This window comes from Bradyrhizobium sp. U87765 SZCCT0048 (assembly GCF_018131225.1).
In the GTDB taxonomy this organism is placed as follows: Bacteria; Pseudomonadota; Alphaproteobacteria; order Rhizobiales; family Xanthobacteraceae; genus Bradyrhizobium_A.
Genome location: NZ_JAFCMM010000004.1, coordinates 544,759 through 564,972, shown reverse-complemented (window position 1 = coordinate 564,972; position 20,214 = coordinate 544,759). Strand labels below are relative to the sequence as shown.

Genomic DNA, 20,214 nt, shown 5'->3' with positions numbered 1-20,214 from the left:
CGCAGGCCGCATGTCGGGAAGGGGCCGCAGTATCGGATCGGGCGTGCCCATCGCGCATCCATGCGCACCAAGAAAAAGGGCGGCTTCGCAGCCGCCCTTTTCCAGATCAGTGACCGGCCGGTGTGACCGATGCTGTCCGTTACTCGCCGGCGGCTTCGCGCGGCTGGCCGCCTTCGGCCTTCTGCTTGGCTTCGAGGTCTTCGCCGGTCGTCTGGTCGACGGCCTTCATCGACAGGCGGACCTTGCCGCGATCGTCGAGGCCGAGCAGCTTGACCTTGACCTTGTCGCCTTCCTTGACGACGTCCGAGGTCTTCTGCACGCGGGCGGCCGCGAGCTGGCTGATGTGAACGAGGCCGTCGCGCGGGCCGAAGAAGTTCACGAACGCGCCGAACTCCATGACCTTGACCACGGTGCCGTCGTAGATGTGGCCGACTTCCGGATCAGAGGCGATCGACTTGATCCACTTGATCGCCGCGCGGATCGATTCGCCGTTGGCGGAAGCGACCTTCACGGTGCCGTCGTCCTCGATGTTGATCTTGGCGCCGGTCTTCTCGACGATCTCGCGGATCACCTTGCCGCCGGTGCCGATCACTTCACGGATCTTGTCGGTGGCGATCTGGAACACCTCGATGCGCGGCGCATGCTCGCCGAGCTCGGCGCGGGCCGCGGTGATCGCCTTCGACATCTCGCCGAGGATGTGGACGCGACCGTCCTTGGCCTGGCCGAGGGCGACCTTCATGATCTCCTCGGTGATGCCGGCGATCTTGATGTCCATCTGCAGCGAGGTCACGCCCTTCTCGGTGCCCGCCACCTTGAAGTCCATGTCGCCGAGGTGGTCCTCGTCGCCGAGGATGTCCGACAGAACGGCGTAGCGGCTGCCTTCCAGGATCAGGCCCATGGCGATGCCTGCGGTCGGCCGCTTCAGCGGCACGCCGGCGTCCATCAGCGCGAGCGAGGCGCCGCACACCGACGCCATCGACGACGAGCCGTTGGACTCGGTGATCTCCGACACCACGCGCAGGGTGTAGGGGAACTCGTGATGCAGCGGCAGCACCGGATGGATCGCGCGCCATGCCAGCTTGCCATGGCCGATCTCGCGGCGGCCGGGCGAACCCATGCGGCCGGTCTCACCCACCGAGTAGGGAGGGAAGTTGTAGTGCAGCAGGAAGGTTTCCTTGTAGGTGCCGGGCAGCGCGTCGATGTACTGCTCGTCCTCGCCGGTGCCGAGCGTGGTCACGACCAGCGCCTGGGTCTCGCCGCGGGTGAACAGCGCCGAACCATGGGCGCGCGGCAGCACGCCGACCTGGGCGACGATGTCGCGCACGGTCTTGACGTCACGGCCGTCGATGCGCTTGCCGGTGTCGAGGATGTTCCAGCGCACGATCTTGGCTTCGAGCTCCTTGAACACGCCGGCGATGCGCAGCTTGTCGAAGCGCGGCTCGGCGCTTTCCGGGAAGAAGTGCGCCAGCACCTTCTGCTTGGCGACGTCGACGGCCTTGTAGCGCTCCTGCTTCACCGGGATGGCGTAGGCGGTGCGCAGCTCCTGCTCGACGAGGCCGAGCATTTCCTTCTCGATCTCCGAATTGTCGACCGAGGGAACGTCGCGCGGCTCCTTGGCCGCCTTTTCGGCGAGCTCGATGATCGCCTTGATCACCGGCTGGAGGTGGCGGTGGCCGAACATCACGGCGCCCAGCATCACCTCTTCCGGCAGCTCCTTGGCTTCCGATTCGACCATCAGCACGGCGTCGCCGGTGCCGGCGACGACGAGGTCGAGCTGGCTCTCCGGCATCTCGTCGAGCTGCGGGTTGAGCACGAATTCATTGTCGATGAAGGCGACGCGGGCAGCGCCGATCGGGCCCATGAAAGGCACGCCCGACAGCGTCAGCGCGGCGGAGGCGGCGACCATCGCGACGATGTCCGGATCGTTCTCGAGGTCGTGCGACAGCGTGGTGACAATCACCTGGGTGTCGCAGCGATAGCCGTCGGCGAACAGCGGGCGCACCGGGCGGTCGATCAGGCGGGAGATCAGCGTCTCGCGCTCGCTCGGACGGCCCTCACGCTTGAAGTAGCCGCCGGGTATGCGGCCGGCCGCATAGGCCTTTTCCTGGTAGTTGCAGGTCAGCGGCAGGAAGTCGATGCCTTCCTTGGGCGTTTTCGCCGACACCACGGTGGCGAGCACGATGGTCTCGCCGTAGGTCGCGAGCACTGCGCCATCGGCCTGACGTGCGATCTTGCCGGTCTCGAGCTTGAGAGGACGGCCACCCCAATCCAGTTCAACGGAATGTGTTTTGAACATATCTGATATCTTTCATCGGTTCATCGTCGGGCGGACCGTCGGAAAACACAAAAGCCATGCGCAAGACGGCGAGACGCTGCGGGCAACGGGGTTGCGACCTCAGCGTCCGGCGATCCTGCCATGGCTTTCATATCTTGGATGACGTCCGTCCTTCGATTCACGGGCCCCATGCCCGTCACCGCCAGCCGCCGTATTGCGGTGGGCGGATCATGCAGGCCGGTCTGCGGGACGTTCCCGGAGGCTTGGCCTGCATGACAAAACGCGCGCAGGTCATGCGCGCGTTGGACTCTGTCTTAGCGGCGGATGTTGTGCCGCTCGAGGAGTGCCTTGTAGCGCGCCTCGTCCGTCCGCTTCAGGTAGTCGAGAAGGGAACGGCGGGTCGAGACGAGCTTGAGAAGACCCCGGCGCGAATGGTTGTCCTTGCTGTGGGTCTTGAAATGCTCGGTCAGGTTGTTGATGCGCTCCGACAGGATCGCGACCTGAACTTCCGGCGAACCCGTGTCGCCGGCCTTCTTTGCACTGGTCTTGATGACTTCCGCTTTACGTTCTGCGGTAATCGACATCGTCAAACACCTTCGTTTCGGCCGGTGCTGGCTGTCAGCCCGGTCAGGTTGAACACACGCTTGGGGATGATTTCGCCATTGCCAATTTCGGCGAGGGCCAACAAACGGCCGCCGACGGTGACATAGACTGTGCCGCTCGAATTGGGCGCATCCCGTCCGCGCAACAAGACGGCTTGGCCCCGATGGAGCCTTGCCGCATCCGCCCGTGTGACGGCCAGTGCCGGGATGTCGTCCAGCGCGGTCTCAACGGGCAAAAGCGCATCGGCGAGGTTGGCCTCGCCGGACGCGGCTCTATCGCACAAAGCCTCCAGCTGATCCAGCGGAATCATGTCGTTCTCGACGAACGGGCCAACCAGGGTGCGGCGCAGGGCGCTGATATGGCCGTAGCAGCCAAGCAGGCGGCCGAGGTCGCGGGCCAGTGCCCGGACATAGGTGCCCTTGCCGCATTCCGCCTCGAACACCGAATGGTCGCTATCTGGCTGATCTACCAGAGTTAATTCGTGAATCTCGACCGGGCGGGGCTTCAGTTCCACCACCTCGCCGTCGCGTGCCAGGTCATAGGCGCGCTCGCCCTGGATCTTGATCGCCGAATATTGCGGTGGAACCTGCTCGATCACGCCGGTGAAGCGCGGCAGCAGGGCACGGATCGCCTCGGCGTCCGGGCGGGCGTCGCTGGTGGCGGTGGGGCGGCCCTCGACGTCGTCGGTGTCGCGCTCCTCGCCCCAGCACACGGTGAAGCGGTAGCGCTTGCGGCCATCCATGACGAACGGCACCGTCTTGGTCGCCTCGCCGAGGGCGATCGGCAGCCCGCCGGAGGCAAGCGGATCGAGGGTGCCGGCATGGCCGGCGCGCTTGGCCTGGAACAGCCGCTTGATCACCGCGACCGCATGGGTCGAGGTCATGCCGATCGGCTTGTCGAGAATCACCCAGCCATGGACGTCACGGCGGTCGCGCTTCGGCTTGCCGCCGTGCTGGCGACCGCCGCGCTGCTGCGGCTGCTGCTCACGCGGCGCATCAGTCTGCGCGTCGCCACCGGCCGCGCGCGGGGCGGAAAAATTTTTTTGCGGGGCTTCGTCAAAACCATCCTTCAGCTCGACGGCGACATCGTCTGGCAGGGTCCCGGTCATTCTTCTTCGTCCGATTCGTCGTGGGTGTCATGGGCGATGTCTTTTTGAACCGCAGGTGTTCTCAAGAGCTTCTCTATTCGTTCCGCTTCGTCGAATCGCTCGTCAACGCGGAAGCGAATATCAGGCGCAAATTTTAGGTTAATGCGTCGCGCCACCTCGCCACGCAGGAACTTCTTGTTGCGATCGAGCGCGGCGACGACGTCGTCGGTGCCGTGACCGCCGAGCGGCATCACATAGATGGTCGCGAGCTTGAGGTCCGGCGACATCCGCACTTCCGGAACGGTGATGATGTGGCCTTCGAGGGCCGGGTCGTGCACGGCACCTTGCGAGAGGATCTCGGCAAGTGCGTGGCGCACGAGTTCGCCGACGCGCAGCTGGCGCTGCGAAGCATCGGTACCCGAATTCCTGCTTGGGCCGCGTTGATGATGACGGGGCATGGGTTTGCTGGTTTCGTTTGCTCATGGGCTCCACAGCTCGCGGCACGCGGGATCACCGCGTGCCGGAAGCCGTCAGAAGCCTGGGTTTGCATAACCCGCCCGGGGAGAGCCGCGGCGCGGCGCTCCCGAGGGCGGGATCAAATCGGAGACCGAAAACCGGAACTCGCAGTAAGACTTGGACTTACAGCGAGCGCTGGATCGTCTCCACGCGATAGCACTCGATAATGTCGCCGGGCCGCATGTCCTGGTAGTTCTCGAACGACATGCCGCACTCTTGTCCGGCGACGACTTCCTTGGCGTCATCCTTGAAGCGCTTGAGCTGGCCAAGCTTGCCTTCGTGGATGACCACGTTGTCGCGGATGAGGCGCACGTTGGCGCCACGTTCCACGGTGCCGTCGGTGACGCGGCAACCCGCGATCTTGCCGACCTTGGAGATGTTGAACACCTCCAGAACCTGGGCGTTGCCGAGCATGGTCTCGCGCAGGGTCGGCGCGAGCAGGCCGGACATCGCCTTCTTCACGTCATCCACGAGGTCGTAGATGATGTTGTAGTAACGGATCTCGATGCCGTCGCGCTTGGCGGCGTCGCCGGCTTCCTTGTGCGCGCGCACGTTGAAGCCGATGATCGCGGCATTGAAGCCTTCCGCCAGCGTGACGTCGGACTCGCTGATGCCGCCGACGCCGGCGTGCAGCACGCGCGCCGCGACCTCGTCGGTGCCGAGCTTCTCGAGCGAGCCGAGAATCGCTTCCAGCGAGCCCTGCACGTCGGCCTTGATGACCAGCGGGAATTCCTTGCGGCCCGCGGTCTTGAGCTGCGACATCATCTGCTCGAGCGAGCCGCGCATGCCCGAATTGCGGGCCGCCTGCTTCTCGCGCTTCTGATGGGCGCGGTAGTCGGTGATCTGGCGGGCGCGGGCTTCGTTCTCGACCACGGCGAGACGGTCGCCGGCTTCTGGCGGCCCGTTGAAGCCGAGCACCTCGACCGGCACCGAAGGACCGGCTTCCTGAATGGTGGTGCCCTGGTCGGAGATCAGCGCGCGGACGCGGCCCATCTCGGCGCCGGCGACGATGATGTCGCCGATCCGCAGCGTGCCACGCTGCACCAGCACGGTGGCCACCGGGCCGCGGCCGCGATCGAGCTTGGCTTCGATCACGGTGCCTTCGGCCGGACGGTCCGGGTTGGTCTTGAGATCGAGCAGTTCGGCCTGCAGCGAGATCATCTCGAGCAGCTTGTCGAGATTGGTCTTGTTCTTCGCCGACACTTCGACGTCGACGACGTCGCCGCCGAACGATTCGACCTGCACCTCGTGCTGCAGCAGCTCGGTGCGCACGCGCTCCGGCTTGGCGTCCGGCTTGTCGATCTTGTTGATCGCGATGATCATCGGCACCTTCGCCGCCTTGGCGTGGTTGATCGCCTCGATCGTCTGCGGCATCACGCCGTCGTCCGCGGCCACCACCAGCACGACGATGTCGGTGACCTTGGCGCCGCGGGCGCGCATCGCGGTGAACGCGGCGTGGCCGGGGGTGTCGATGAAGGTGATCTTGCCGCCCTGCGGCGAGGTCACCTGGTAGGCGCCGATGTGCTGGGTGATGCCGCCGGCTTCGCCGCTGACCACGTTGGCGTGGCGCAGGGCGTCGAGCAGCGAGGTCTTGCCGTGGTCGACGTGGCCCATGACGGTGACGACCGGCGGACGCGGCGTCTGGTCGGAGGCGTGGTCCTCGGCAACGTCGAACAGGCCTTCCTCGACGTCGGAATCGGCGACGCGCTTGACGGTGTGCCCCAGTTCCTCGGCGATCAGCTGGGCGGTGTCGGCGTCGATCGTATCCGTGATCTTCACCATCTGACCCTGCTTCATCAGCATGCGGATCACGTCCACGGCGCGCTCGGCCATACGGTTGGCGAGCTCCTGGATGGTGATGGCCTCGGGGATGACGACCTCGCGGATCAGCTTTTCCTTCGGCTCGTTGGCCTGATGGCCCTTGAGGCGCTGGGTACGGCGGCGGAACGAGGCAACCGAGCGCTCGCGCACGTCGTCGGCGGTCAGCGCCGTGACGACGGTGAGGCGGCCGCGCTGCTTCTGCGGGCCGGGCTTGGCGGTGGTCTTCGGCGGGATGACCGGACGCGCGCCGCCGGGGCCGCGGCGAACCGGACGCCGGGCCTCGTCGTCATCCGCTTCGGCGGCGACGGCGGGCGGGCGGCCAGCGGTCAGGCCCCCTGCGGGCCGCGCGGCGCCGGGCGTGCCCGGGCGGGCTGTGCTGGACGCCGGCCGTGAGGTCGGTGCGCCGGTGCGGGCCGGCGGGGCGCCGCTGGGGCGGGCCGCAGGTGTGGTGGTCGGCGCGGTCGTCGAGCGTGCCTTGGCCTCGTCTTCGCCAAAGCGCTTCTTGGCCTCGAGTTCGGCCTTGCGCTTGGCCTCGTCCTCGAGACGGCGGCGGGCGGCTTCCTCGCGGGCGCGGGCCTCGGCGGCCTCGCGCTCCTGCTGCTCCTGGAATTCGCGGCTGGCGCGGCGCTGGGCTTCTTCCTCAGCGATGCGGCGCTCTTCCACGTCACGCAGGCGCGCATCGGCGAGCGCCATGGCGCGCGCGCTGCGCTCGTCCTCGGTGAGGCTGCGCAGAACGACGCCCGATCCGCCGCGCTGCTGCGGGCTGGAGGAACGGGGCGGGGCGGACGGCGCCGGCCGGCTCGGCGGCGGCGCAGCAGGCTTGGCCTGCTGCGGCTCGGGCGCGCGGGGGGAGGCGGCGGCGACGGGTTCGGGCGGATCGCCGGGCATGCGGCGCTTGGTCTTCTTCTCGACCACCACCGACTTGGTGCGGCCGTGGCTGAAACTCTGGCGCACGACGCCGGTCTCTGTGCGCGGCTTCAGCGACAGAGTTTTCGAACCGACGCTCAGAGTCTTGTCGCCAGGATTTTTCGTTTCAGCCATTCAGTCAGTCCTAATCTCGTTGGGCGCTTGCGGCGCCGCGTCAGTCTTGAGGCCGTCCCGTCGGGGCGTCCTTTAACCTCGAAGTCGTGGTCGCGGCAATGGTTGTCGCTGCAGCCTTGTTCGCCCGCTGCTCCGGAGTCGCGCGAAACCGGAGGACGCTGCGGCAGCGGTCCAGGACGGTTCGAACGGCCGGGCCCGCGCGCAGGGCTGCATGTATCACATTTGAGCGCCCAAGTGCCAAATCCAATTCTGCAGAGGTCAATGCGCAGAGGATCGGAAACGGGGCGGTTTCGCCGGTATTTTGCCGCGCAATCGCGTCGAGCTTGCGGATTCCGTCGGCAGCCCCGTTGGAGGCGTGGAGCAGCATTGCTGCCTGTCCGGCCCCGAGGGCGGCTTCCACCTTGGTGAACCCGGCCACCACCTCGCCGGCCTTGCCGGCCATTGCCAGGGCCTCGACCGCGCCGCGCACCAGCAAGGCATCGGTGAGCGCCACGAGGTCAGGCGACACCCGCACCTCGCGCTTGAATCCCCGGCCGAATACCCCGCGGCGGATCGCTTCCGCCAGGGTGTCCCGGCTGGCCGAGACCCACAGGCCGCGGCCGGGCAGTTTGCATTTGAGATCGGGCACCACCTCGCCGTCGGGACCGACGACGAAGCGGATCAGTTCCTCGATCGGCTGAACCTGCCGCGTGACCGCGCACATCCGCTCCCTCCCGGACCGTGCGGTCCGGGGGCCGTCGTCAAGATCGACTGGGGCAGTGGCTGTCAGCATGCAGGAACATGGTCCTTACGCCGGATGGTCTTCGGAGGCCTCGTCGGCCGTCTCGGCCGGCTTGGCGATGTCGCTTTCGCTGATCCAGCCGGCGGCGACGCGCGCCTGCATGATCAGCGCCTCGGCATCCTCGCGCGACAGGTCGGCCGCGTCGATGAAGCCGGCATGCTTGACGGTCTCGCCGTCCTTGCGCTCGGTCCAGCCGGCGAGATCGTCGGTGGCGCAATCCGCCAGATCCTCGATCGTCTTGACGCCGTTCTCGCCGAGCTTGACCAGGATCTTCAGGGTGACGCCGGGAACCGTCTTCAGCGCATCGTCGACACCGAGTTCCGTGAGCTTGGCGGCGAGCTCCGCCTCCTGGCGCTCGAGGAATTCGCGCGCGCGGCTCTGCAGTTCCTGGGCGGTCTCCTCGTCGAAGCCCTCGATGCCGGCAAGCTCCTTCTGGTCCACCATGGCCAGTTCCTCCACGGAAGAGAAGCCTTCCGACGCCAGCAGCTGGCCGACGACTTCGTCGACGTTCAGTGCTTCCATGAACACGCGGGTCGAATTCTCGAAATCAGCCTGGCGGCGCTCCGACTCTTCCTGCTCGGTGAGGATGTCGATGTCCCAGCCGGTGAGCTGCGAGGCGAGGCGGACGTTCTGGCCGCGCCGGCCGATCGCGAGGGACAGTTGGGTATCCGGCACCACGACTTCAATACGCTCACGGTCTTCGTCGATGACGACCTTGGCGACTTCCGCCGGCGCCAGCGCGTTGACCACGAAGGTCGCGATATCCGGCGACCACGGAATGATGTCGATTTTCTCGCCCTGCAGCTCGTTCACCACGGCCTGCACGCGCGAGCCGCGCATGCCGACGCAGGCGCCGACCGGGTCGACCGAGGAATCGCGCGATACCACGCCGATCTTGGCGCGCGAGCCCGGATCGCGGGCGACCGCCTTGATCTCGACGATGCCGTCGTAGATTTCCGGCACTTCCTGGGCGAACAGCTTCGCCATGAACTGCGGATGGGTGCGGGACAGGAAGATCTGCGGGCCGCGGGTCTCGCGGCGAACATCGAACAGATAGGCGCGGACGCGGTCGCCGGTGCGGAACAGCTCGCGCGGCAGCATCTCGTCGCGGCGCACGATCGCTTCGCCGCGGCCGAGGTCGACGATCACGCTGCCGTATTCCACGCGCTTGACGGTGCCGTTGACGATGTCGCCGATGCGATCCTTGAATTCCTGGTACTGGCGGTCGCGCTCGGCCTCGCGGACCTTCTGCACGATCACCTGCTTGGCGGACTGGGCGGCGATGCGGCCGTACTCCAGCGGCGGCAGGGTGTCGGCGATGGTGTCGCCGATCTGCGCACCGGGGTTGGCGCGCTGGGCGTCCTTCAGCGAGATCTGGTTGGCCGGGTTCTCGACCTGCTCGACCACCAGCATGTGGCGCGACAGCCGCAGCTCGCCCTTCTTGGCGTCGATTTCCGCATGGATGTCAGTCTCGCTGCCATACCGCGCCCGCGCCGCCTTGGCGATCGCGTCCTCCATCGCGGAGATCACGATCGTCCGGTCGATCGACTTCTCGCGCGCGACGGCATCCGCAATCTGCAGAAGTTCGAGCTTGTTGGCGCTGATCGCGGCCATGGTCAGTCTCCTTCGTGGTGCCCGTCGCGCTTGGCTTGCGCAGCGAGGCGGTGTTGCTTGGTGTTCGTCGGCTTGGGCTTGGCCTTGGGATTGGTCTTGGCTTTGGGTTTCGCCGCGGCAGCCGGCCGGGTCTTCGCCTTCAACTGGTCGCGCTTGGCGTGCGGCGGCGACGGCGGCGCGAGGCCGAGATCCTGGCGCAGCTCGCGCTCGGCGGCCTTGCCGCGGCGCATCGACTCGGCGACCAGCTCGTCGGTCAGCACGAGGCGGGCGTCGCTGATGTCTTCCATCACCAGCAGCACATCGGGGTCGTCGCCCTGGCGGACGTCGTCGCGGCGCAGGCGCACGGCGTCGCCCTCGACGCCGGACAGCAGGCCGCGAAAGCGCTTGCGACCGTCATGGGCCACCGCCATTTCGACCTTCACCAGATGGCCGGCATAGCGCTCGAAATCGCTGCGGCGAACCAGCGGCCGGTCGATGCCCGGTGAGGAGATTTCGAGGCGATAGGCGCGATCGATCGGGTCGGCGACGTCGAGCACCGGCGACAGCGCCCGCGACACCGCCTCGCAGTCGTCGATCAGCATCGTGCCGTCGGGCCGCTCGGCCATCACCTGCACGGTACAGCCGGCCTCGCCGGACACGCGGATGCGGACCAGACGATACCCCATGCCCAGCAGCACCGGTTCGGCGACCGCGGCGACCCGCGCCGCGACGCCGGGCTCGACCACCAGGCGGGGCTCATCGAGCAGGTCGGCAGGGGCAGCGGGTTCGGTCGGGTCGGTCATGTCGAGGTCGGGTTCCAGAGGCGGGTTCCAGAGTCGGGTTCCAAGTTCCAGCGGTCGTGTAAGGGGTCGAAGCGTCGTTCAAATTCCGGCTTTTCCATCAAGACGGGGTTTTCCATGTCCGGAAAAACCCGCCCCAGGCCCGGAGCGCGCGGTTGTGGCGGAACCGGCCGCCAGTCGCATCCCCTCGCTTGCGGGGCGCTTCAGGTAACAAAAAAGAGCGGGTCCCCGGAGGAGCCCACTCTCAATACGCGATCGTATGAGATGTCTTGAGTGGGACCAATATAGCGCCGTCCGGGCCTCTGGGCAAGGGCGGCGCGGCCACCATCATCGGTTCCAGCGCGCCGGTCGGCCGGAAACCACGGGCAGGGGCTAACCCTTCGTTCATTTCGGCGCACTAGCGTAGGCCGACCCGGCAGTCCGGGCAGGGATACGGTTATGGTCTTGGCGACATCTGCGATTCCGGAACTCGACGCCATCGTGAGAGGCGGCGACGCTCGCCGGCAGGCGGATGTGATCCGCAAGATTTCCGACCTGTTCGCACAGGGCGCGGCGCATTTCCAGCCGCAGCACGTCGAACTGTTCGATGGCATTCTGATCGGCCTCGTGCCGCTGGTCGAGATCGACACCCGCGCCCGCCTCGCCGAGCAGCTCGCGCCGATCGCCAATGCGCCGCCGGAGCTGGTCGGCCTGCTGGTGCATGAGGATGAAATTTCCATCGCCGGACCGCTGTTGCGCTCCTCGCCGCTGCTCGACGAGCCGGCGCTGATCGAGATCGCCGGCGCCAAGGGCCAGGGCCATCTGTTCGCGATTTCCGAGCGCGCGACGCTGTCGGCGCCGGTGACCGATGTGATCGTGCGCCGTGGCGACCGCGACGTGGTGCGCAGCGTCGCCGGCAATTCCGGCGCGCAGTTTTCGAGCACCGGCTATTCCGGACTGATCAACCGCGCCAGCGACGATGGCGTGCTGGCGCTCGCCGTCGGCCGCCGCCACGACATCACCCAGCTGCAGCTCAAGGAGCTGCTCGAGCACTCCGCCGACATCGTCCGCCGCCGCCTGTTCGACATGGCCTCGCCGGCGCGCAAGGTCGCGATCAACCAGGCGATGATCGGCATCGGCTCGGCGCCGGCGTCGCGCAATGGCGCGCGCGATTTCGCCCGCGCCCAGCGCGAAATCCTCACCCTCAGCTACGCCCAGGAGCTGAACGAGGCCGCGCTGCTGGCGTTCGCCAAGGAGCACAAGTACGAGGAGACCGTCGCCTCGCTGTCGGTGATGACCGGCGTCAGCCTCACCATCATCGATCATCTGATCCGCGGCGACCGTCACGATCCCATCCTGATCATGGGCAAGTCGCTGGGCCTGCAATGGACCACGGTGCGGGCGCTGATCATCGTGCGCATCGGCCCCGGCCGGCCCAATCCGTCGATCCCCGAGATGGAAGAGGCGCGGCTAAACTACGAGCGCCTGGTGCCGGCGACCGCCCAGCGCGTGCTGAAGTTCTGGCAGAAGCGCCCGAACGACACCGCGGCCTGAGCCGTCAGTCCGCGGCGCTGGCGCCGGCCGTGTGCCGGAAGATCAGATAGTTGGCCTTGCGGCCCTCGCGTTCGGCCTTTTTTCCATAGCGCGTCATCGTGTAGTTCGGCCACGGCAGCCGCCAGTCGTCGGCGCGCTGCGCCGTCCAGTGGAAATCCTGCGCCCGCAGGAAATGCGCCAGGGTCCACGCGTTGTAGTGGTCGATGTCGCTGACGAAGCGGAACTCGCCCTGCGGCGTCAGCACGCGCGACATCATCGCGATGGTCGCGTCCTGCACGAAGCGGCGCTTCCAGTGCCGCCGCTTCGGCCAGGGATCGGGATGGATCAGGTCGATGCGGGCGAGCGAGGCGGCCGGCGCCCACGCAAGCAGTTCGGCAGCGTCGCCGGCCAGCAGGCGGATGTTGCCAAGCTGGCGGGCGTCGATCTGCGCCAGGATCTTGGCCATGCCATTGACATAGGGCTCGACGCCGATGAAGCCGGTGTCGGGAAACGCACTGGCTTCCGCGATCAGGTGCTCGCCGCCGCCGAAGCCGATCTCCAGGCGCACCTGGCGCACCGGCGTCGCGAACAGGCTGCAGAGGTCGGCCGGTGCCGGCGTGGCGAGATCGAGCGCGAGACGCGGCAGCAGCTCCTCCACGAGATGCGCCTGATGGTTGCGCAGCTTGTGGCCCTTGCGGCGGCCGAAGAACGAGCCGTGCGCCGGATGAGACGTGTCGTCGGGAGTATCGGGGGCGGACATCTTGTCTTGTCTGGATCACGGTCGCGATGACGACCGGCCACGGCATCCTGCGGAGCGCAGGTCAGGGGCGTCGTCGCGGTCGCGGCGCCGGGCGGAATGGATCAGCGGCGGTCCTGCTGCTGGTCGCGGGCAGCCATCTGTTCGACGAGGTCGACGATGGTTCGGCGCAGCTTCGGATCCGAGATCCGGGTGAAGGCCCGCGTCAGCGCCAGTCCTTCGGACGTCGCCAGGAAGTCGGACACATAGGCGGGCGAGGGCGCATCGGTCGCGCCGTCGCCGTGCGCCGAGCCGGTCGGGCCGCCCTCGAACAGGAACGACACCGGCACCTGCAAGATGTCGGAAATCTGCTGCAGGCGGCTGGCACCGATCCGGTTGGTGCCCTTCTCGTATTTCTGGATCTGCTGGAAGGTGAGATCGAGCGCCTCGCCGAGCTTCTCCTGACTCATGCCCAGCATGATCCGGCGCATCCGCACGCGGCTGCCGACGTATTTGTCAACAGGATTGGGCGCTTTCGCCGACATCAGCACAACTCCTTATGAGCCTGCATGGCTGTCATGAACCTTGTAAACCCCCCGGCCCATTACGCCGTTGGTGTACTAACGTCAATTCTGAACTTACCGGTTGATTAACGCAGCCCGTAAATTCCTCATTTGCACGCGCCATCATCCAGGATTTCAGCACGCGACGCAAATTTCTGATGAAGAAACAGGCTCGGTGCTGGGGACAGGCGGTTCAGCCGGCCGCCGTCTGCCGGCGGCGGCGGATGACCCAGATGGCGGCGAATGCGACCATGATCGCCGCCGGCAGGTCGCCGACACGGGCATAGGGCGGCGCAGCGATCGCCGACGGCAGCGCCGAATCCAGTACGCCCTCGACGCCGAGGCCGAGGCGGGCGACGATCCGGCCGACCGGATCGATCACCGCGGAGATCCCGGTGTTGGCGGCGCGGACCAGCGGCAGGCCTTCCTCGATCACGCGCATCCGCGCCTGCTGCAGGTGCTGGTAGGGCCCGGTGCTGATGCCGAACCAGCCATCGTTGGTGACGTTGACGATCCAGCGCGGACGGTCGTTCGGCGGTACGATAGCGCCGGGGAAGATCGCCTCGTAGCAGATCAACGGCAGCACCGGCGGCGCATGGGCGAGTTCCAGCGTCTTGCGCACCTGGCCGGGGATGTAGCCGCCGCGCAGCTTGGTGAGCTGCTGGAAGCCGAGCTTCTCCATGGCGTCCTGGAACGGCAGATATTCGCCGAACGGCACGAGGTGCAGCTTGTCGTAGATGTCGAGGATGGTGCCGTCATGGTCGATGACGAAGATCGAGTTGTAGGCACGGATCGGCCCCCGCAGCGGTCCCTCTGGCGGGCGCACCGCGCCGGTGATCAGCGTGGTGCCCTTCGGCAGCAGCGCGGCGATCTCAGCCATCGCGTCCGCCTCGCGCGTCAGGAAGAACGGAAACGCCGATTCCGGCCAGATCAGCACCGTGGCGTCCTTGACGCCCGTGGTTGCAGGCCCGGTCGAGCGGTCCGACAGCTCGAGGTATTTCTGCATCACCGCCTGCTTGGCGGAATAGTTGAACTTGACGTCCTGCTGCAGGTTCGGCTGCATCAGCCGCAGCTTGACGTTCTCGACGAGGCGCAGCGGGGTGTGCTCCAGCCGCAGCGTGCCGTAAGCTCCCATCGCCGCGAGCACGACCAGCGCGGTTGCCGGCGCGGTCCACCACTGCTCGAACCAGCGCGGCTTCGGCCCCCGCGCGTCGATCAGCACCGCGGGGCTGGCGAAGATGCCGATGGCGAGGAAGGTCAGGCCCCACAGGCCGATCAGCGAAGCGGTCTGGGCCAGTGCCAGCGGCTCGCTCAGCGCATAGCCGAAGGCATTCCATGGAAAGCCGGTGAGGATGTGGCCGCGCAGCCATTCGCTGATGGTGAGGCCGACCATCAGCGAGGCGATGCGCGATGCGCCTCGCGTCCACAGCAGGCGGGCGAGGGCGAAGCCGAGCGCGGTGAACAGCGCCAGCCCCGCCGGCATCGCGGTGACTGCGAACGGCAGCAGCCAGCCGAAGATGTCGGCATCGACCAGGAACGCGTAGCCGATCCAGTACAGTCCCGCGAGGAAGTAGCCGAAGCCGAACCACCAGCCGGCGACCGCGGCCGCCGGCACGCCGCCGAGCTTGCCGGCGCCGGCGCCATCGATCAGCCAGACCATGACCGGGAAGGTGATGAACAGAACGGGCCAGGCGTTGAACGGCGCCATCGCCAGCGCCGACACGGCACCGGCGAGGAGGGCGATCAGCGCGCGTCGCCAGCCCCAGGCGAGCACCACCGCAAGGGCGGCCTTGCGCAGCCTTGTCATCACGGTCACGTCGGCGCTGTCCCGTCGCTGGAAGGCGGCGAGCCCTCGGGGTTGCGTGGCGCGACATCGGCGGCTTCGCGCCGCCGCGGTTCGCGCAGGCGCGACGTCGCGCGCTCCTTGCGGGTGCCGATGCGCAGCCGCTTGACGCGGCGCGGGTCGGCGTCCAGCACCTCGATCTCGTACTCTCCGGGGCCGGAAATGATCTCGCCGCGCACCGGCAGGCGGCCGACCTGCGCGACCAGATAGCCGCCGAGCGTGTCGACCTCCTCGCCGGCCTCGCCGGTCACGAAGCTGTCGCCGACCACCGATTTGACGTCCTCCAGGCTGGCGCGGGCGTCGGCGATGAAAGAGTTGTCGGGCTGGCGCACCACCGCCGGCGGCTCGTCGCTGTCGTGTTCGTCGTCGATCTCGCCGACGATCTGCTCGACAATGTCCTCGAGCGAGACGAGGCCGTCGGTGCCGCCATATTCGTCGACCACGAGGGCGAGATGGATGCGGCTTGCCTGCATCTTCGCCAGCAGGTCGTGCGCCGGCATCGAGGGCGGCACATACAGCAGCTTGCGCACGATGTTGGCGTCGGCGAGGCTGGTGGCGAGGTTGACCGCGCGCAGGTCGAGGCCGGCGGGAAACGGCTTCTTGCGCTTGGCGTTGACCTGCGGGTCGACCTTGGCGCGCGCCGCGATGTAGGCCAGCAGGTCGCGGATGTGGACGATGCCCTCGGGGTCGTCGAGCGTGTCGTTGTAAACCACGAGGCGCGAATGCGCCGCGCTCTCGAAAACCGCGATCAGCTCGGCGAGGGGAATGTCGCGTTTGACCGCGACGATGTCGGCGCGGGGCACCATGACGTCGGCGATGCGTCGTTCGCGCAGGCCGAGGATGTTGCGCAGCATGGTGCGCTCGACGGCGCTGAAGCTGGTCTCGTCCGGGGTCGAGGCGTCGAGCACCACCTGCAGGTCGGCGCGCAGCGAGCCGGGTTTCCAGCCGAACAGCGTACGCAGCGCCCGCATCAGCCAGGTTTCGGAGGCCGGGCGCAGCACCTCGCCTTCACGCACCGGCACCGGCAGGTTGCGCGGCGTTTCGAGGGCGGTGTCGCCGGCGTCCTGCGCCGTGCCGCCGGAGGTCGGGTCCGGACTCACGGCTTGACCTCGTCCTGGGAGGCGTAGGGGTCGGCGATGCCGAGCCGCGCCAGAATTGTGCGCTCGAGGCCTTCCATCTCCTCGGCGTCAGCGTCGGTCTCGTGATCGTAGCCGATCAGGTGCAGGAAGCCGTGCACCGCGAGGTGGCTGAGATGGTGCTCGAACGCTTTGTGCTCGGTGTCGGCCTCGCGCCGTGTCGTCTCGTAGGCGATGGCGATGTCGCCGAGCGAGGCGGGCGCGCCCTCGCCGTCGTGGCCGGGCACCGGCGGCGCCGGAAACGACAGCACGTTGGTCGGCTTGTCGAAGCCGCGAAAGTCGCGGTTGAGCGTGCGAATGCCGGCGTCGTCGGTCAGCATCACGGCGATCTCGGCGCCGGCGGTGTCGGCATCGGCCGCCTCCGCCGCCGCGGCGATGGCGCGGGTGATGATGGCTTCATATTGGGTGTGGGCATCCTGCCAGCAGTCGGCGCTGACGATGATTTCGGTGACGGGTGCAACGGGGCGGGACATGGCTGTCGATTGGGCTGCGGGCGTGGCCTCAGGGCTTCGGCGCCGCCGCCCTGGACGAATCCTTGGACGATCCTTCATAGGCCGCGACGATGCGCGCCACCAGTTCATGACGGATCACGTCTTCGGCGCTGAAGCGAACCTGGGCGATGCCCTCGACGCCATCGAGCAGCCGCGCCGCTTCGGCCAGGCCGGAGGGCTGGCCATTCGGCAGGTCGACCTGGCTGGGGTCGCCGGTGATGATCATGCGGCTGTTCTCGCCAAGACGCGTCAGGAACATCTTCATCTGCATCGACGTGGTGTTCTGCGCCTCGTCGAGAATGATGGCGGCGTTGGTCAGCGTGCGGCCGCGCATGAACGCGAGCGGCGCGATCTCGATCTCCCCGCTCTGCAGCGCGCGTTCGACGACTCGCGCATCCATCAGGTCGTACAGCGCGTCGTAGATCGGGCGCAAATAAGGGTCGACCTTCTCGCGCATGTCGCCGGGCAGGAAGCCGAGCCGTTCGCCGGCCTCGACCGCCGGTCGCGACAGGATGATACGGTCGACTTCCTTGCGTTCGAACAGCTGCGCGGCGTGGGCCACCGCGAGCCAGGTCTTGCCGGTACCGGCGGGGCCGATGCCGAACACCATTTCGTTGCGCTTGAGCGCGCGGATATAGGCGTCCTGCGCGGCGGTGCGAGCGCGCACCGGGCGCTTGCGCAGGTTGATCTCCTCAAACGCCGTCTTGGCGATCTTGGGGTCGAAGTCGAACAGCGAGCCCTGCGCGATCACGGCGCGGATCGCGCCTTCGACGTCGCCCTGGACCAGTTCGTGGCCGCGCACCGCCTGCTCATACAAGGTCTCCAGCACCCGCCGCGCCGCGTCGCAGGCGTCGCGCGTGCCGGCGATGGTGATGTGGTTGCCGCGCGAATCGACGACGACGCCGAGGCGGCGTTCGAGCAGCGCGAGGTTCTGGCCGTAGGGGCCGACGAGCGCCGACGCCGCGCGGTTATCGTCGAAGGCGACGACGACCTGGGTCTCTTCGGCGCTTTGGGTGGTCGGAGTGATGGGCGTTGTCCGAATGTCGCGGTCGAGCTTGCGGCCAGGGGCGAGGGAGGGTGAATCCGAGGCGCTCTTTGGCAAGGGCTCAGGCTCCGGTTGTCGCTGGGACTGTCGTCGTGGCGGGGCGTGCGGCGGTCGCGGGTGGGGCCGTGAGCGTGCCGAGCAGGCTGTAGCGCTCCAGGCTTTCGATGTGCACGGGCAGGATCTGGCCGATGATGTCGGGCGAGGCCATCACATGGGCCGGTTGCAGATAGGCCGTGCGGCCGACGATCTGGCCGTCGTTGCGCGCGGTGCGTTCGAACAGCACATCGACGGTCCTGCCCACAGCGGCCTTGTTGAAGGCCGATTGCTGACTGTCGATCAGTTCCTGGAGCCGCGCCAAACGCTCGTCCATCACTGCGGTCGCAACCATCTCCTGCATGTCCGCCGCAGGCGTTCCCGGCCGCGGCGAATACTTGAACGAATAGGAGCCAGCGTAGCCGATTTGCGCGACCAGCGCGAGGGTGGCGCGAAAATCTTCCTCCGTCTCGCCGGGAAAGCCGACGATGAAATCAGAAGAAAAAGCAATGTCTTCCCGCACGGTACGGAACCGGTCGATGACACGCCGATAATCATCGGCGGTATGCTTGCGGTTCATGGCGGCGAGAATGCGGTCCGATCCCGACTGCACCGGCAGGTGCACGAACGGCATCAGCGCCGGCAGGTCGCGATGCGCGTCGATCAGGTCGTCGGCGACGTCGCGCGGATGGCTGGTGGAATAGCGCAGGCGAGCGATGCCCGGAATCTGCGCCAGGCGGCGCAGCAGGCGGCCGAGCGGCCATGACGTACCGTCCGGGCCTTCGCCGTGGAAAGCGTTGACGTTCTGGCCGATCAGCGTGATCTCGCGCACGCCGTTGTCGGCGAGGCGCATCACATCGTCGATGATGCGCGCCACCGGCCGCGAGGTCTCGGCGCCGCGTGTGTACGGCACGACGCAGAACGTGCAGAACTTGTCGCAGCCTTCCTGCACGGTGACGAACGACGACACGCCGCGGGCGCGGATCGCTGCCGGCTTCGGCGCGGGCAGGAAGTTGAACTTGTCGTCTTCGGGAAATTCGGTTTCGAGGGCGCGGCCCTCCTGGCGCGCGCGCGCCAGCAGTTGCGGCAGGTGGTGATAGCTCTGCGGGCCGACCACGACGTCGACGACCGGCGCGCGGCGGATGATTTCCGCGCCCTCGGCCTGTGCGACACAGCCGGCCACGGCGATCGTCACCTTGCGGCCGTGCCGCGCGGCCTCGTCCTTGGCCTCGCGCAGGCGGCCGAGCTCCGAATACACTTTCTCGGAGGCCTTCTCGCGGATGTGGCAGGTATTGAGGATGACGAGATCCGCATCGGCCGCATCGGCCGTCTCGACAAAACCTTCAGGCGCGAGCGTGTCCACCATGCGTTGCGCATCGTAGACATTCATCTGACAGCCGTATGACTTGATATGCAGCTTGCGCGGCGCGGACATCGTTTCCAGTGATTTCTTGTTCGCGATCCCGGTCGGGTCGCCTCACGCCGGCAGACCGGGCGAACGCTCTCGCCGGCGCGTCCCGGCGGGACCGCGCTGGGATATCGCCAAAAGGCGGCGAAATCCAGCTTCGGAGACTATTCGGCCGCCGTTGCGGCCGATCCGGCCCGATTCGGGCCAATTCGGGCAGGTTTTGGGGGCCGGCGGGGCTATACCCTCATCCCGGGGAGCCCGCATCGCGGGCGTCTCGCAGGATGAGGCCCGGATGGTGCGGCTCATTGGCCTCATGGTTCGAGACGCGCGGCTTTCCCGTGCTGCTGATCATGAGGAGACAGGACACCACGAACAAGGAATGCGTTCCGACCGCGCTCAGGAGGTCGGATCGGTGTCGTCGAGCGGAACGCAATACAGCTCGAGGCGGTGATCGACCAGGCGGTAGCCGAGCTTGCGGGCGATCTCGGCCTGCAGCTTCTCGATTTCGTCGGAGGTGAATTCGATCACCTTGCCGTCGCGCAGATTGATCAGGTGGTCGTGGTGGCTGTCGGGCACCGGCTCATAGCGCGCGCGCCCCTCGCGAAAGTCGTGGCGCTCGATGATGCCGGCATCCTCGAACAGCTTCACGGTGCGATAGACGGTGGAGATCGAGATCTTGTCGTCGACGGCGACGCAGCGGCGGTACAGTTCCTCGACGTCCGGATGATCCTCCGCCTCCGCCAGCACGCGCGCGATCACGCGGCGCTGCTCGGTCATGCGCATGCCTGTCGCGGCGCAACGCTTTTCGATGTCGGTCGGAGCAGCGGCTACCGGCTTGAGGATCGTCATGAAGTCGTTCCAGATCGTTTTGGTGTGCGACATCCGGCCGGCATGGGCAGGCGGATACCAGCCCGGTGTGCGGCCGGGCTC

The 20,214-nt window shown here is 67.3% G+C and carries 17 protein-coding genes; 1 reads left to right on the top strand and 16 read right to left on the bottom strand.

Going from position 1 to position 20,214, the window contains the following annotated elements; all coding sequences use genetic code 11:
* Positions 1–139 precede the first annotated feature (139 nt).
* The 8 genes from pnp to rimP all read right to left on the bottom strand — a co-directional run bounded on the left by pnp (position 140) and on the right by rimP (position 10,520).
* A complete protein-coding gene (pnp, locus tag JQ639_RS25390) occupies positions 140–2,296 on the bottom strand; it encodes a polyribonucleotide nucleotidyltransferase (protein WP_211968795.1) in 2,157 nt (718 codons plus the stop codon).
* A 293-nt stretch (positions 2,297–2,589) separates the two neighbouring features.
* Positions 2,590–2,859, bottom strand: coding sequence for a 30S ribosomal protein S15 (rpsO, locus tag JQ639_RS25385; protein ID WP_211968796.1), 270 nt, complete (start codon positions 2,857–2,859; stop codon positions 2,590–2,592).
* A 2-nt stretch (positions 2,860–2,861) separates the two neighbouring features.
* Complete coding sequence (truB, locus tag JQ639_RS25380; protein WP_211968797.1) at positions 2,862–3,986, bottom strand: tRNA pseudouridine(55) synthase TruB; 1,125 nt, start codon at positions 3,984–3,986, stop codon at positions 2,862–2,864.
* Positions 3,983–4,423: a 30S ribosome-binding factor RbfA gene (rbfA, locus tag JQ639_RS25375; RefSeq protein ID WP_211968798.1), complete on the bottom strand. Its 441-nt coding sequence runs from the start codon at positions 4,421–4,423 to the stop codon at positions 3,983–3,985. Before rbfA ends, truB begins: the two co-directional genes overlap by 4 nt.
* A gap of 181 nt (positions 4,424–4,604) precedes the next feature.
* Positions 4,605–7,343, bottom strand: a complete 2,739-nt coding sequence (gene infB / locus JQ639_RS25370; protein ID WP_211968799.1) for a translation initiation factor IF-2 — start codon at positions 7,341–7,343, stop codon at positions 4,605–4,607.
* Between the two features lie 40 nt (positions 7,344–7,383).
* On the bottom strand, positions 7,384–8,115 hold the full coding sequence (locus tag JQ639_RS25365) for an RNA-binding protein (protein WP_211968800.1): 732 nt from the start codon (positions 8,113–8,115) through the stop codon (positions 7,384–7,386).
* 15 nt (positions 8,116–8,130) lie between these two features.
* The gene (gene nusA / locus JQ639_RS25360; protein WP_211968801.1) at positions 8,131–9,738 is read right to left on the bottom strand and encodes a transcription termination factor NusA; all 1,608 of its coding nucleotides are present in this window, start codon (positions 9,736–9,738) and stop codon (positions 8,131–8,133) included.
* Between the two features lie 2 nt (positions 9,739–9,740).
* On the bottom strand, positions 9,741–10,520 hold the full coding sequence (rimP, locus tag JQ639_RS25355) for a ribosome maturation factor RimP (RefSeq protein WP_211968802.1): 780 nt from the start codon (positions 10,518–10,520) through the stop codon (positions 9,741–9,743).
* Between the two features lie 435 nt (positions 10,521–10,955).
* On the opposite strand from rimP, the gene JQ639_RS25350 reads away from it, so the two are divergent.
* Positions 10,956–12,050 (top strand): DUF2336 domain-containing protein, encoded by a 1,095-nt coding sequence (locus tag JQ639_RS25350; protein WP_211968803.1) that lies wholly within the window; start codon positions 10,956–10,958, stop codon positions 12,048–12,050.
* Between the two features lie 4 nt (positions 12,051–12,054).
* Here JQ639_RS25350 and trmB read toward each other — a convergent pair whose 3' ends face one another.
* The 8 genes from trmB to JQ639_RS25310 form a co-directional block, all read right to left on the bottom strand.
* The gene (gene trmB / locus JQ639_RS25345) at positions 12,055–12,789 is read right to left on the bottom strand and encodes a tRNA (guanosine(46)-N7)-methyltransferase TrmB (RefSeq protein WP_211968804.1); all 735 of its coding nucleotides are present in this window, start codon (positions 12,787–12,789) and stop codon (positions 12,055–12,057) included.
* 101 nt (positions 12,790–12,890) lie between these two features.
* The gene (locus JQ639_RS25340; protein WP_211968805.1) at positions 12,891–13,310 is read right to left on the bottom strand and encodes a helix-turn-helix domain-containing protein; all 420 of its coding nucleotides are present in this window, start codon (positions 13,308–13,310) and stop codon (positions 12,891–12,893) included.
* A gap of 211 nt (positions 13,311–13,521) precedes the next feature.
* Positions 13,522–15,135: an apolipoprotein N-acyltransferase gene (gene lnt / locus JQ639_RS25335; protein WP_211969069.1), complete on the bottom strand. Its 1,614-nt coding sequence runs from the start codon at positions 15,133–15,135 to the stop codon at positions 13,522–13,524.
* Between the two features lie 5 nt (positions 15,136–15,140).
* On the bottom strand, positions 15,141–16,271 hold the full coding sequence (locus JQ639_RS25330; RefSeq protein WP_371745171.1) for a hemolysin family protein: 1,131 nt from the start codon (positions 16,269–16,271) through the stop codon (positions 15,141–15,143).
* A complete protein-coding gene (ybeY, locus tag JQ639_RS25325) occupies positions 16,268–16,780 on the bottom strand; it encodes an rRNA maturation RNase YbeY (RefSeq protein WP_211968806.1) in 513 nt (170 codons plus the stop codon). The genes JQ639_RS25330 and ybeY overlap by 4 nt, the downstream gene beginning before the upstream one ends.
* 28 nt (positions 16,781–16,808) lie before the next feature.
* Positions 16,809–17,900: a PhoH family protein gene (locus tag JQ639_RS25320; RefSeq protein WP_211968807.1), complete on the bottom strand. Its 1,092-nt coding sequence runs from the start codon at positions 17,898–17,900 to the stop codon at positions 16,809–16,811.
* Positions 17,901–17,904: 4 nt separating this feature from the next.
* On the bottom strand, positions 17,905–19,311 hold the full coding sequence (gene miaB, locus JQ639_RS25315; RefSeq protein WP_211968808.1) for a tRNA (N6-isopentenyl adenosine(37)-C2)-methylthiotransferase MiaB: 1,407 nt from the start codon (positions 19,309–19,311) through the stop codon (positions 17,905–17,907).
* 369 nt (positions 19,312–19,680) lie between these two features.
* Entirely contained in the window at positions 19,681–20,133 is a 453-nt protein-coding gene (locus JQ639_RS25310) for a Fur family transcriptional regulator (protein ID WP_211969071.1), read from the bottom strand.
* Positions 20,134–20,214 lie beyond the last annotated feature (81 nt).